This is a genomic window from uncultured Pseudoteredinibacter sp. (genome assembly GCF_947502065.1).
Classification (GTDB): Bacteria; Pseudomonadota; Gammaproteobacteria; order Pseudomonadales; family Cellvibrionaceae; genus Pseudoteredinibacter.
Genome location: NZ_CANMYE010000009.1, coordinates 57,579 through 70,619 on the forward strand (window position 1 = coordinate 57,579; position 13,041 = coordinate 70,619).

The following is a 13,041-nucleotide window of genomic DNA, read 5'->3' on the forward strand; positions in this document are numbered from 1 at the left end:
TTGATTATTATGTTGGCAGGATTATTTGTAAGGCCCTACCAACATGCAAGCCACAATAGCAATCAGGCGTCTTTAGTCAAATTTATAACTGCACATGTACCGCTTGACTCACGCGTAAGGCTTTTTCGACAGCCGTATCGCTATCCTTATCGCGTGCTAAGGCCACCCCCATACGGCGCTGGCCTACAACCTCCGGCTTGCCAAACAAGCGAAAATCGGTGCCAGGCTCCGCCAAGGCTTGGGGCAAATTATGAAAGCGGCAATTCTGGGATTCCCCTTCCACCAAAAGAACCGCCGAAGCTGAAGGCCCGTAGAATTCGACTTCAGGAATAGGCAGACCTAAGATCGCTCTGGCATGAAGTGCAAACTCAGATAAGTTTTGTGAGATCAAGGTGACCATGCCGGTATCGTGAGGACGCGGAGAAACTTCACTAAAGTAGACATCGTCCCCTTTAATAAACAACTCCACACCAAACAAACCCCAACCACCAAGCGCATCAGTAATGCTAGCGGCGACTTGCTTAGATTTCGCAAGCGCAGCCTCTGACATTTGTTGTGGTTGCCAAGACTCACGGTAGTCGCCATCTTCCTGGCGATGGCCAATAGGCTGACAAAAACTGGTGCCGCCTTTGTGGCGAATGGTTAGTAATGTGATTTCATAATCGAAGTCGACAAAACCTTCAACAATCACTCGCCCTGCCCCAGCGCGGCCACCTTCTTGTGCGTATTCCCAAGCCGATAAAATATCCGCTTCAGTTTTGACAACACTCTGCCCCTTACCCGAAGAGCTCATAATCGGCTTGATTACACATGGCATTCCCACTTCAGCAACAGCATCTTGATACGCTTCTAAAGTGTCAGCAAAGCAAAACTTAGAAGTGGGCAAAGACAAAGTCTCGGCGGCTAAACGACGAATACCTTCACGGTTCATGGTGAGCTGCGCAGCTTTGGCAGTAGGTACTACTGTAAAACCTTCTTGCTCTAGCTCCACTAAGGTATCGGTGGCGATAGCCTCAATTTCAGGCACGATATAATCTGGCTTTTCTAACTCGATAACACGGCGTAGTTCTTCACCATCTAACATTGAGAAGTAATGACTACGATCAGCAACCTGCATGGCTGGCGCATTGGGGTAACGATCACAGGCAATGACTTCGCAGCCTAGACGCTGTAATTCAATGGCTACTTCTTTACCGAGCTCACCACTACCACACAAAAGAACCTTTGTGGCACCGCTTGAAAATGGTGTGCCAAATACCGTTGTGCTCATATAGACCCCATGCTCCGTTTGTTATGCGTTTTTAAAAAATACGTATTTCTTACAAAAAAGGATTCAGTTTTTTAGCGCGCTCTTGCATTGCTTCAAAAACAGCCCGCTTTTCAGTGTTGTTGTAACGACCCCAGCGGCTAATTTCTTCACCACTGCGATAACAACCGACACAGATGTCGTCGTCATTTAATACACAGATGGAAACACAAGGTGAGGGCAATGGCGTTTCCGTTTCACTGATAATATTAACCATCAGTCAATTGGCTCCAGCTGCTCGTTAAAACGCTCCAAATTATCAACATAGACTTGGGCGTTGAGCTTTAAAAATTCAGCGGTCGCATCATCTATTTGCTTAACCACTTTTGCAGGTGACCCCAGAACCATAGAGTTATCTGGAATGACGGTGCCTTCAGTCACCAAAGCATTAGCGCCAATGATGCAGTTCTTACCGATAACCACGCGATTTAGAACCACAGCACCGATACCGATTAAACTGTTATCGCCCACCTCGCAGCCGTGCAGCATTACATTGTGGCCCACGATGACCCCCTTACCTAAGCTTAGCTTTACGCCTGGATCGGTATGCAAAACAGCGCCGTCCTGTACATTGGAGTTTTCGCCAATGGTGATCGTGTCATTATCGCCACGCAGTACGGCGTTAAACCATATGCTGCTATTATTTTCTAAAATCACATCGCCAATTACATCAGCGCTGTCGGCTATAAAGTGTTTTTCACCACGCAATTCGGGGGCTTTATCACCCAATCGGTATTTCATAACTCGCCTTCTCACCTACTTATATTTCAGGGTAATCACGCACCATATTATGAGGCTTTCAAGCGGCAAGCACCACCAAATGGCAGGCTGCACAAGAAATAATCACTATTCATCATTGCAATTTTTGGCATAGCGCTGCGTCCTTACGCCACAGCGATAGCCACAACAATCTGTGTTTAAATAGCCAAAACAATAAAAAGGAGAAGACATGGGACAGAAAACCCTGCAAAGCTTTATGCGACGCTGGCACCGACGCCTAGCCATAGTGATCGGCCTACAGTTTTTTGCTTGGACATTGGGGGGAGCCTACTTTGCTTGGTTTCATATTGATAATGTCCGCGGTCAATACGATGTGAAACCCAAGCCTGAAGCTACTGCTCTGAGCACCGAAAGCTTTTTGGGGATTACTGAGCTGAAGGAAAAAGTCGATTTAGCCGCTATTCATAGCGTTGAACTCATCCACTGGCGCGGACGATGGGCATACTGGTTTAAGCAAGACCGCCATGAGAGCCGCCTAGTTGATGCCAATACAGGGCAACTGCTTAGCCCTATTAGCAGCGCTACCGCAGAGGCCATCGCTAAAGAGGATTTTGCACACAACAGCCCTATTCTCCGTACAGTGCTATTAAATCAACACAACGCTGAATACAAAGGCCCTTTGCCAGCCTTCCAGATAAGCTTTGACCACCCCAAGCAAAGCAAACTCTATGTTCACGCCAACAGCGGTCGCATTACCGCCAGAAGAAATTGGATATGGCGGGGTTTCGATTTCCTTTGGATGCTGCATATTATGGATTTTGAGGAGCGCGAAGACTTTAACAACTGGCTGTTAAAGCTGATGTCGATCTTAGGCTTAGTGACCTTAGCTTCAGGCTATGGGCTGTGGTTCTTAACTTCACAGAGGTTTAGGCGCTTTCGAATGAAGCTGCTTGGCCCATAAAGGAATAGATGCCTTTAGATTATAGATGCCTATAGAAGGAAAGCTCAGGCGAAGACTTTGACAGGCGCTTGGCTTTGCTCACCTAGGCCAGCGTCCAACGTGTGGTTGAGAAAGTTCGCCAGTATGCCCGCGGTAAAGCCCCAAATTTCGTAACCCTCATAATGCCAAACGGGCGCCCAAAAGCGCCCCATGGAGCCATCAAAAATATCGGTGCGGCTGCGGTTAGCATCATCTAAAAAGAAGCTTACCGGCACATTGAATATCGCATCTAACTCATCAAAATTAGGCGTTAGCGGCTGATCCTTGGGAACAACACCTACAAATGGTGTGACATGAATACCGAAACGGGTTTTGGCGGAGGGCAAACTGGCCAGTACTTCGACCTGCTCTGGGGGTAAGCCAATCTCTTCATGGCTCTCCCGCAGAGCGGTTTCCATCAAGCTGTTATCGGTTTCATCCCATTTACCGCCGGGAAAGGCTACCTGACCGGAGTGACTATTGAGGTGCTCTGCGCGCTTGGTTAGAACAATTTCTGGCTCAGTTGGGTGATCAGTGAGCGCCAACAAGACTGCCGCTTGTCGGTTAGTTGTCCCTGTTTCTTGGCTAATTGGGCTTTCTTCAAGGCCAGACCGCAGGCGCTTAAGCATAGTGTCCTCATCAATAAAAAGATGCCTTAGAGTATAAACCCATTTCCCTGAACATGCTCTAAATCCGCGCCATTTCTGGCCTCAAGCTAGACGTTTAATAATCAACCACATGTCGGTTAAAGGGAATTTTCCCTTACGCCCTAGTTCAAAATGACAGAAAATCAAATAAGAAAGACATATTTTTATAAAAAGAAGATATAGGCGCCAGGCTATCCAGCCGAAAACGAGCTTGCTAACATGCAGCCAGCGTCAAAAAAACAACTATATTCAAAACACCCAAGACCATTGGTTTGCAAGCGCAGTATTTTTGACGGGGAAAGGTAGTCTGCAAACGCTTTTACAGGAGTTAGCTTTATGAGTAGTCAAACTAACACATCGAGCACGGAGCTCAGCTTCGACGAACTGAAAGACTTAGCAGTAAACGACCCAGCCGCTTTTGAGGCTTATCGTAGCAGTCAGATTGAAGCTGCTATCAGCAGCGCTCCAAGTCATATGCAACGTCGCTTACGGGGCATCCAATTCCAAGTAGATGCCCAGCGCCAACTACACAACAATCCTATAGGCTCATGCGTTAAAGTTTATGAGATGATGCAGAAATCTCTTGGCGAACTTAGCCAAATCTTAAATGAGCAAACCGGTAAGGCCGAAATCAGTCCAGCCCCAATGGCTGAGAATGCAAAGGTTTTAAGCTTTCCGGGTTAATGCATTTGGGTGGCTACGCCACCCACAATCCCTTCACGACCAACTTTCGCCCATTTCAACCCTAAACTTGCCTCGCCACTTCGGTATAATTCACTTATTGTCGAAGAAGAGATTGAGTTATGAACCATTGCAGCCACTGCGGCGAAAAAGTGACCTTGATTATCCCACCTGGGGATGACCGCGAACGCCACGTATGCAACAGCTGCGACACTATTCATTACAGCAACCCTCGCATTATTGCAGGCTGCCTGCCCATTTACGAAGACAAAGTATTGCTGTGTCGCCGGGCTATTGAGCCGCGCTACGACAAATGGACCTTACCCGCCGGCTTTATGGAAAACGGAGAAACTACCGAAGAAGGCGCCTTGCGCGAAGCTTGGGAAGAAGCCAGAGCTAAAATAGCGGTAGACAGTCTTTACACCATGTTCAGCCTGCCCCAGATAAACCAGGTTCACCTGTTTTATCGTGGGCAGCTAAGCTCACTAGATTTTGAGCCCGGCCCGGAGTCATTAGAAGTTCGCTTGTTTAGTGAAGATGAGATTCCCTGGGATGATTTAGCGTTTATGGTTGTCGGCAAAACCCTTAAGCATTACTTCAATGATCGCCAAAGCGGGCAATACCCAGTGCGCAGCGAAGATCTTGTGCACCCCAAAGGGCGTGATTGGAAGCCGCCCAAGCCGGCGCGCTACACCCTTGGTAATACCGGCCCCGTAAATCCAGACGCCTAAGCCTTCAAACTAGGGCCTGTTAACAAGGTCACTTGGATTCTTGGCAATAAGTAGCGGAAATAAGCGGGAAGCTGGACAAGCAACTAAAAGTCCAGCAGCTCAATCACATCATAAGCCGGCTCTTCATAAGGATGGGCAGCCTTTAAGGCGGTCACCGCCGCCTTAATGCATTCGGCACCACACAACACTTCTACTTTATACTCTTCCACCTGACTCAGCTCACCAGAGCGACCGATGTAGGGAGAGGCCTTACCATTCGGGCGAAACTGCCCTTGCCCTAAAGTTTGCCAACAGCAATGCTCATAATCCCCCTGCTGCCCAGCACCCGCTGCAAAAACAGCCCCTTTAACCGCATTCAAGTGATCGCTAGGGACGAAAAAGCTGAGTTTGTAATTGTGGCGCATGGCAGATTCCATCAAAAATGCTGAACTTAGCCTGGGCAATAGCCCAGCTTCAAGGGCTGTTATATCATAGACGGCCTTTTGATCGAGCTATTTACCCCCTATGTTGTTATTTGTCGATGAACTGACCAATGTTGATTTCAGCTACCTGCACCCTAGCCGCGGCTTATTGGGTGAAACATGGCTGGCAAGCACCGAACTGGATGGCGCCCTTGATGAACAGGGCATGGTCTGTGACTTCGGCATTGTGAAAAAAACACTGCGCAACTGGCTGGATGAAATACTGGATCACTGCCTTTTGGTACCAAGGCACAGCCCCAACTTAAGCCTATTAGAAGAAGGCGAGTACATCAGCTTGCGCTGGAAATTTGGAGATAAAGAACTGAGCTGTCGTTCTCCAGCACAGGCGATTACCCTAATTGACGCCGAAGAAATCGACGCAAGCAGCGTGGCCAAGTGGAGTATCGAACAGCTTAGAGCCCTGCTCCCCGATACTATTGAACGCCTAAGCCTAGAGTTCGAGCCTGAGCAGCTGGGCGACAACGCTTTTTACCACTACAGCCATGGCTTAAAAAAGCACGCCGGCAACTGCCAGCGCATTGCTCATGGCCATCGCTCTGGCATCCAAATTTGGCGCGACGGCGAGCGCGATAAAGCTCTGGAAGCTCAATGGTCAGAGCGCTGGTGTGATATTTACTTAGGCAGTGACTTTGATGTCAGCGAGCGTAGCGACACCCAACTCAGCTTTGCCTATCAAAGCGCCCAAGGTAACTTTGATATTAGCTTGCCAGCGACGTGCTGTGAGCTACTTCCCACCGACACCACAGTGGAATGGATTGCTTGCTATATCGCTGAGCAGTTAAAAAAGGCAGCACCAGGCAGTCAATTCAAAGTACGCGCTTTTGAGGGCATCGGTAAGGGTGCCGTCTATCAAATATAGCTTCACCGGAAATACTTCGGTAAGCACAGCCCTAGATCAGCAAATGGCTAGGGCCAAACAATAAAAACAATGAGTGAACAAGAATGAGCGAAATCAGCGAAACCAAAGAAGAGAGCCCAGCAATTATCAGCGAGGGTAATGGTGAGGATAGCCGAGCCCCCAGCCTCTTTGATGCCATTATTCCAGCCTTGGTGTTGATGGGCTTACTGTCTGCTTCGGTATATTTTTATGGTGACAGCTCCTCTAGTGGTGCCAACCAGATCGCTTTAATTCTTACCGCTGCGGTCGCGGCCATCATCGGTATTAAGAACGGTTACAGCTGGGATGAAATCGAAGACGGCATTAAATCTGGTATTGTTATCGCCTTGAAAGCCATCATGATTTTATTTTCGGTGGGCAGCCTTATTGGCGCTTGGATTATGTCGGGCACCGTGCCATCGATGATTTATTATGCGGTACAGCTACTCGACCCTGCTTGGTTTTACCCCGCGGCCTGCTTGATCTGTGCAATTGTAGCTTTATGTATTGGCAGCTCTTGGACGGTTGCAGGTACCATCGGTATTGGCTTTATTGGCGCTGCCACTGTGCTAGATCTCTCCCTAGCCGCAACCGCCGGCGCGGTTATTTCTGGCGCTTATTTTGGCGATAAAATGTCGCCGTTATCTGACACCACTAACTTAGCGGCTGCGGCGGCAAACACCGATCTATTTACCCATATTCGCCACATGCTGTGGACCACTACGCCAAGCTTTATTATTGCGCTTATTCTATTTACCTGGGTTGGCAGTCAACACACTAGCGGCGGCGAGCTGGACACTTTAAACAACACTATGCAGGCCCTGGAAGGTCAGTTCACAATAGGCTTGTATTTGCTGCTACCATTGGCCGTTGTTTTTGTACTAGCATACAAGCAGTTTCCGGTGCTACCAAGCATCTGGGCCGGAATCATGCTGGGCTTGGTGTTTGCGGTAATCTTTCAAGCTGATAGCGTCATTGCGATGGGCGCCAGCGAGAACTTAGGTGATGCTCTGCAGATGCTTAAAGGCAGCTGGACGGTATTATTTGACGGCTATAAATCCACGACTGGCGATAGCAATATCGACGACCTGCTTAGCCGTGGCGGTATGAGCTCCATGCTAAATACCGTTTGGTTGATTATCTGTGCGATGATCTTCTCCGCCATTATGGAAAAGACCGGCATTCTAGCGCGCTTGGTAAACAGCCTGATTAATCTAGCCTCAAATACAGGCAGCCTTATTTTCACTACCGTCTGCACAGGTATTGGTGTGAACCTTGTTTCTTCAGATCAATATATTGCCGTTGTGATTCCTGGCCGCATGTACCAACTTGAGTTTGAAAAACGCGGCTTGGCGCCGCAGAATCTGTCTCGAGCGATCGAGGACAGTGCCACTATCACTTCGCCTTTGATTCCATGGAACACTTGTGGTGTATTTATGGCAGGCACCTTAGGCGTTGCCACATTTGCCTATCTACCCTTTTGCTTCTTCAATTTGTTAAGCCCGGTGATAACCACAATCTATGGCTTCACTAATTTCAAAATTACTTCGCTAGAGCAAGCCCAGGCATAAGCAGCCTTTGTTCCTGAAGCAAACTAAAAGCCGCTTTTTAGCGGCTTTTCTATTACTAACAAATTCACAATAGTAAATACTGATCGTGATCTCGGGCTTTTTGTATCAATTGCTCTCTGGCCAGAGTTTAGCTTGGGGCAGTGCTTTTCCGCTCCGACGCTGCATGGATTCGTAACATCCAGTTACTCACCCTACGGGCAAGCCCTATTTTGCTCCATGCAAAATAGTCATGCAGCCACCCGTTCCATGGATTCGCGCATCCATGCGCTCAGCCTTCGGCCAAGCCCCAATCCTCTCCAAGAGTTTTGGTCAGGAGCCTAGTCGCTCCAAACCACTACCCCAAGCTAGACTCATACTTAGGTGGTTTCAGCAATGAAATGAATTGTGCTAAGAAACTCTCTACTGCCCCGCTCAGGACTCGGCTTCGTTTGGATATACAAAACAAAAACTAAGCCCAACCTATTTCCACCAAAGAACAAACTCCACTCAAATAGATGAGATTTATAGGAGGCCTAAAGGCTTCTTTTGGTTTCTCGAGCGCCATTAATCGGCCTCCAATAATCCGTGTTTTTATCCGCATACATTGTTGACCCACATCAACACCTCAATAGCTAGCAGGCCGATAATAAAGCCAAACAAAAGGTTCTTCTTTCAAACTAGCTGAGGAAATATCATGAATATTGAGAAGCACGATTTAGTTCACGAACTACCAGAATACCGCGATCAAATTCACGATCTAAAAATGAATGACCGCCACTTTGCCAAACTGTTTAAGGAGTATCACGAGCTGGATCACAATGTGCGTGGTCTAGAGCAAAACGACTCCCCAACCACTGACGCACATATGGAAGAGCTTAAGCTTAAGCGTTTGCACCTGAAAGACGAAATGTTCGCTATGCTGCAAAAGGCCTGATTTCCCCTAGGGGCATTACGCCCCACTTCGGCCAAGCCTAGCTTGGCCGTACCCTCATCTCTTAAGCCATTAGCTCTTCACACCCCATAGCTACTAGCGATAAACGCCGAACAGTCCTGAAAATCTGGCAACTTCGGCGAGTTCTGGTAGAATCCCCTTTCTAGAAAACCCGCCCAATGCCTTTGGCGCTTCTAGATCGCTTGCCAACTGACGCAAGCAGCAAAAAGTAACCTTTGAACAGCTAAGCAATGCACAGGACAACCCCATGAGTCTTGCCGATAAAGTATTGGCCGTAAATAACGACCTACCTATCCGTACCGATGCCCCTGTACACAGCGGTAAAGTTCGCTCTGTATACTGGCTAACCGAGGCCGACAGCCGTCGCCTTATCGAAGAAAAGGGCTACGATGTAGCACCCGATTCCCCACTGGCCATTATGGTAATCAGTGACCGTATTTCGGCTTTCGAATGTGTATGGCATGGCGAAGGTGGAATGAATGGCGTACCTGGCAAAGGTGCGGCCTTAAACGCCATTTCTAATCATTGGTTTAAGCTGTTTAAAGAGCAAGGTTTGGCGGATAGCCACATCCTAGATATTCCACACCCATTTGTGTGGATCGTACAAAAAGCTAAGCCGGTCATGATCGAAGCGATTTGCCGTCAGTATATTACCGGCTCAATGTGGCGCAGCTACGCCAAGGGCGAGCGCGAATTCTGCGGTATTCAGATAGCCGATGAATTACAGAAAGACAGTAAGCTTCCTGAGCTACTAATTACCCCTTCTACCAAAGGTATCCTTACAGGTATTCCTGGCGTACCTGAGCAAGACGATGTAAACATTACTCGCCAGGACATCGACAATAACGTAGAAGCATTTAACTTTAAGAGCAAAGACGATATCGACTTGTACGAGAAGTTATTGCGTGAAGGTTTTGATGTTATCTCGGCTGAGCTTGAAAAGCTGGATCAAATCTTTGTTGATACCAAGTTTGAGTTTGGTTATGTGACCGCTAAAGATGGTCAGGAAAAACTGATCTATATGGACGAAGTAGGTACTCCAGATTCTTCACGCATCTGGGACGGCCCATCCTATCGCGACGGTAAAGTTGTGGAGAATTCAAAAGAAGAATTCCGTCAGTTATTACTGAAGCACTTCCCTGATCCAGACATTCTTTTAAATAAAGAGCGTATGGATGAGCGTAATGCACTTGCCCGTGATAATGCATTGCCTGAAGCTATTTTAATGCAGGTTTCTGAAACCTATCGTGGTATTGCAGAAAAGATCACTGGCGAAAAAATCGAGCTTTCTGCTAATCCAAAAGCAGAAATCATCGATATCCTTCGTGACGAATACGGCTTAATTGACGCCTAATTAAGTCACTAAAGCCTGGCGCCGGAAGCGGTGCCAGGCTATTTCCATTAGCTTTTCCTAGCGTTATTTACACCCTCTCTAACTTCCCTCGCTCCCATGACATGGCGCGACTTAAATCATCCTACTCAATAGCACTGGGGTGCAAATGCACATCCACCGGTTCGCTCACAGCCAAAAATCCACTATAGATACTATCCCAACCCATAACTGCGCTAATTAAGGCAACTGTAAAAGCCGCGAATGCAATCCTCAGAGCAATTCCGGAAGCATCTTGCCACTGCATTTCGCGAACAGGGTGGCGGCTTAAGGCCCCAAACATCGAGCAGGCTAACATAACCGCCAAGCCCAATACCGTAGCGCCACCAAACAAAGCTGTTAGCCCACCCAGCTGCACAAAACGTCCATTTTCCACTCCGCTAAGCGTAGGCAAAATTAGCTCAGCAGCGAGCATTGCATAGCCACCATAGGCAGCCAGAGCCAAAGCAAAGATCAGTAAAACAATTCTTAGTAGCAACATAGAGCAAGTACACAAACAGGCTGATTTACAGCTATTACTGAGGGCGAGGCCTTATATTTCAAGAGACGAGAGAAAATACGACAAAAATCGTAATAAATTATTGATATACGACAAGTGTCGTATTAAGCTACGCTAAGTACGACAAGCATCGTAGATTGATATCTTTACCGTAGCGATAAGAAAATGTGAGAGCAATAGCTGAATTAGCCTAGAGATCATTGAGTATGAACGACGAAATAAAAGTAACTGAGCTAGAGCTGAGAATATTGCAATGCATCTGGCAAAACGGTGAGGCGGCAACGGTCAATACCATTATCGAGCTTTGGCCTGAATCGGATGTACCTGGTTATACCACCGTCTTAAAAACCCTACAAAAAATGGAAGCCAAGTCACTGGTCGGCCACCAAAAACAAGGCAAGCAGCATGCTTATTTTGCAGAGATATTACCCGAACAAGTCACCAAAGGGCGCTTAAGCACCATCATCACCCGATTGTTTTCGGGCAATAAGCTCTCCTTTGCGGAGTACTTTTTACAGGAAAATGAATTCAGTGCCGAAGAGCTAGACGAGCTAAAGGCGATGATCAAAGAAAAAGAAGCGCAAAAATAAAGTGTCAACGTGACAATACATTTTCAAGGCCCGCGATGATGTTTGATATAAGCAACTATTTACAGCAACTGTTTTTATATCTGTTTTTTGCCCAGTTATTCATAGCACCGTTGCTGTGCTCAGTATTATTCATCAATCCAAGTCGAATTCCATTAGATTGGAACATAAAGATTCAAAAGAGCATTCTACTTTTGATGATTCTGCCACCCCTGCTTATTGCCGCGTTTGCAAATAATGCAATCAAAACCAAGCCTGAAGTAGTTGAATCTGGGGATTTTAGTACGCATGCTTCATTTGGAGGCTCACCTAAGGAAATTAAAGGTGGAATAGAACACAAAGGGGAATCAAATTTTGATGGGGGCTACGCGAGGTTAAGCTTAGGGCTATCCGACACAATACACATACTAAGCTGCCTAATAGTTTTAGCTGGCGCTGTAGGTTTAGTATTGTTTATCGCCAAGCTACTTGTAACTTTATACAGCTTAAGTCAGCTCAGGAAATCTCAACGAGATTCTACTCATACAGGTAAAATTAGAATTTACCACTGTTACAACTTAACACAGCCGTTCTCCTCTAGGCTAAGCAATGCCGAAGTTTTTCTTCCAGCACAACTGCAAAAAGACAGCGAAGAATATCGATTGATTCTAGAGCATGAACTCAATCACTTACGGTGCCATCACCATCAGTGGTCTCTCGCTGAAAAGTTAGTTCAGCATTTATTTTGGATAAATCCATTACTCTGGGCCTTTTGCCGTCACGGAGAACTTATTAGAGAGTTGCAGTGCGACCAGCTAACGGTAGCCAAAAGCAACCCCATCACCTACAGCAAGCTGTTAATCAGCAGCGCTGAGCGAGTACAAAGCCAAACAACAGGCTTTGCAACACAAGCCTGGCTAAGTCAAAAAACGCTCAAACGGAGACTTCATATGCTTATCAAGCCAGCAACACTCAAACGTAAACTTATTGCTATTCCCACCCTAAGCTTTATCGTTAGCCTTGCGTTGGTCATTCACTTCAACCTACAAAGCCAAGACGAATACCTAGAGCAATTGGCTCTACAGAACATCCAACAGAGTTATCAGAAAAACCTTAGTACACGCCCTTCGATAGATATCGAACAGGTTCCCACCACATTAACTCGGGCATTATTGCAGCACGAGGATCAGGGATTTTATGATCATCAAGGCATTAGCCTAAAAGCGGTGGCTCGGGCTACTCTAAGTAATATTGGCGCTAGATTCCGTGGCAAGAGTCAATTTGTTGCAGGTGGTTCTACTATTACTCAACAACTGGCCAAATCTTTTTTAAATGAAAAACGATCATTAAAGCGAAAATTCAAAGAAGCGAAGCTCGCCCGCATTATTGAAGCCAATTTCAGTAAGGGAGATATACTGGAAATGTACCTAAATCGCGTTTATTTTGGCAATGGAGCATGGGGCCTGGCAAGTGCCGCCGCCACTTATTACTCAAAGCCCTATCAAAAGCTCAGCCTAAGTGAAGCGGCCATGCTAATTACCTTCTTAGAAGCCCCCAAGAAATACAATATGATCGATAACCCTCAGCTGGCTAACGCTCGCCAATTAAGGCTTCTCAACCAGATCGAAAAACAATATTGATAAGCCCGGGGCCTGCTGCCA

The 13,041-nt window shown here is 46.9% G+C and carries 15 protein-coding genes; 9 read left to right on the top strand and 6 right to left on the bottom strand.

Going from position 1 to position 13,041, the window contains the following annotated elements; translation table 11 throughout:
• Nucleotides 1–82 precede the first annotated feature (82 nt).
• Genes purT through Q1A41_RS17535 form a run of 3 tightly spaced genes read right to left on the bottom strand, consistent with a single transcriptional unit; the run spans nucleotide 83 to nucleotide 2,047 of the window.
• Nucleotides 83–1,270: a formate-dependent phosphoribosylglycinamide formyltransferase gene (gene purT / locus Q1A41_RS17525; protein ID WP_299981615.1), complete on the bottom strand. Its 1,188-nt coding sequence runs from the start codon at nucleotides 1,268–1,270 to the stop codon at nucleotides 83–85.
• Nucleotides 1,271–1,319: 49 nt separating this feature from the next.
• The gene (locus tag Q1A41_RS17530; protein ID WP_299776072.1) at nucleotides 1,320–1,523 is read right to left on the bottom strand and encodes a DUF1289 domain-containing protein; all 204 of its coding nucleotides are present in this window, start codon (nucleotides 1,521–1,523) and stop codon (nucleotides 1,320–1,322) included.
• Entirely contained in the window at nucleotides 1,523–2,047 is a 525-nt protein-coding gene (locus Q1A41_RS17535) for a gamma carbonic anhydrase family protein (RefSeq protein ID WP_299981617.1), read from the bottom strand. The genes Q1A41_RS17530 and Q1A41_RS17535 overlap by 1 nt, the downstream gene beginning before the upstream one ends.
• 208 nt (nucleotides 2,048–2,255) lie before the next feature.
• Between Q1A41_RS17535 and Q1A41_RS17540 the strand changes: the two genes are divergently transcribed.
• The gene (locus Q1A41_RS17540) at nucleotides 2,256–2,987 is read left to right on the top strand and encodes a PepSY domain-containing protein (RefSeq protein WP_299981619.1); all 732 of its coding nucleotides are present in this window, start codon (nucleotides 2,256–2,258) and stop codon (nucleotides 2,985–2,987) included.
• A gap of 44 nt (nucleotides 2,988–3,031) precedes the next feature.
• Here the strand turns inward: Q1A41_RS17540 and Q1A41_RS17545 are convergent, their stop codons facing one another.
• A complete protein-coding gene (locus tag Q1A41_RS17545; protein WP_299981621.1) occupies nucleotides 3,032–3,634 on the bottom strand; it encodes a CoA pyrophosphatase in 603 nt (200 codons plus the stop codon).
• A 354-nt stretch (nucleotides 3,635–3,988) separates the two neighbouring features.
• Here Q1A41_RS17545 and Q1A41_RS17550 point away from each other — a divergent pair, with 354 nt between their 5' ends.
• Nucleotides 3,989–4,336, top strand: a complete 348-nt coding sequence (locus Q1A41_RS17550; RefSeq protein WP_299981623.1) for a DUF3135 domain-containing protein — start codon at nucleotides 3,989–3,991, stop codon at nucleotides 4,334–4,336.
• Between the two features lie 119 nt (nucleotides 4,337–4,455).
• Nucleotides 4,456–5,064 carry an NUDIX hydrolase gene (locus Q1A41_RS17555; protein WP_299981625.1) on the top strand — a complete coding sequence of 203 codons (609 nt, stop codon included), beginning with the start codon at nucleotides 4,456–4,458 and terminating at the stop codon, nucleotides 5,062–5,064.
• A gap of 83 nt (nucleotides 5,065–5,147) precedes the next feature.
• Here Q1A41_RS17555 and Q1A41_RS17560 read toward each other — a convergent pair whose 3' ends face one another.
• Nucleotides 5,148–5,468, bottom strand: a complete 321-nt coding sequence (locus Q1A41_RS17560) for an NGG1p interacting factor NIF3 (RefSeq protein ID WP_299981627.1) — start codon at nucleotides 5,466–5,468, stop codon at nucleotides 5,148–5,150.
• A 100-nt stretch (nucleotides 5,469–5,568) separates the two neighbouring features.
• Here Q1A41_RS17560 and Q1A41_RS17565 point away from each other — a divergent pair, with 100 nt between their 5' ends.
• The 4 genes from Q1A41_RS17565 to Q1A41_RS17580 all read left to right on the top strand — a co-directional run bounded on the left by Q1A41_RS17565 (nucleotide 5,569) and on the right by Q1A41_RS17580 (nucleotide 10,279).
• On the top strand, nucleotides 5,569–6,405 hold the full coding sequence (locus Q1A41_RS17565) for a 6-carboxytetrahydropterin synthase (protein WP_299981629.1): 837 nt from the start codon (nucleotides 5,569–5,571) through the stop codon (nucleotides 6,403–6,405).
• Between the two features lie 83 nt (nucleotides 6,406–6,488).
• A complete protein-coding gene (gene nhaC, locus Q1A41_RS17570) occupies nucleotides 6,489–7,994 on the top strand; it encodes a Na+/H+ antiporter NhaC (protein ID WP_299981631.1) in 1,506 nt (501 codons plus the stop codon).
• 673 nt (nucleotides 7,995–8,667) lie between these two features.
• Complete coding sequence (locus Q1A41_RS17575) at nucleotides 8,668–8,907, top strand: YdcH family protein (RefSeq protein ID WP_299981633.1); 240 nt, start codon at nucleotides 8,668–8,670, stop codon at nucleotides 8,905–8,907.
• 265 nt (nucleotides 8,908–9,172) lie between these two features.
• Nucleotides 9,173–10,279, top strand: coding sequence for a phosphoribosylaminoimidazolesuccinocarboxamide synthase (locus tag Q1A41_RS17580; protein ID WP_299981635.1), 1,107 nt, complete (start codon nucleotides 9,173–9,175; stop codon nucleotides 10,277–10,279).
• Between the two features lie 121 nt (nucleotides 10,280–10,400).
• Here Q1A41_RS17580 and Q1A41_RS17585 read toward each other — a convergent pair whose 3' ends face one another.
• Nucleotides 10,401–10,796, bottom strand: a complete 396-nt coding sequence (locus Q1A41_RS17585; protein WP_299981636.1) for a hypothetical protein — start codon at nucleotides 10,794–10,796, stop codon at nucleotides 10,401–10,403.
• Nucleotides 10,797–11,020: 224 nt separating this feature from the next.
• On the opposite strand from Q1A41_RS17585, the gene Q1A41_RS17590 reads away from it, so the two are divergent.
• Nucleotides 11,021–11,404, top strand: coding sequence for a BlaI/MecI/CopY family transcriptional regulator (locus Q1A41_RS17590; protein ID WP_299981637.1), 384 nt, complete (start codon nucleotides 11,021–11,023; stop codon nucleotides 11,402–11,404).
• A 35-nt stretch (nucleotides 11,405–11,439) separates the two neighbouring features.
• Nucleotides 11,440–13,020: a transglycosylase domain-containing protein gene (locus Q1A41_RS17595; RefSeq protein ID WP_299981639.1), complete on the top strand. Its 1,581-nt coding sequence runs from the start codon at nucleotides 11,440–11,442 to the stop codon at nucleotides 13,018–13,020.
• Nucleotides 13,021–13,041: the final 21 nt, after the last annotated feature.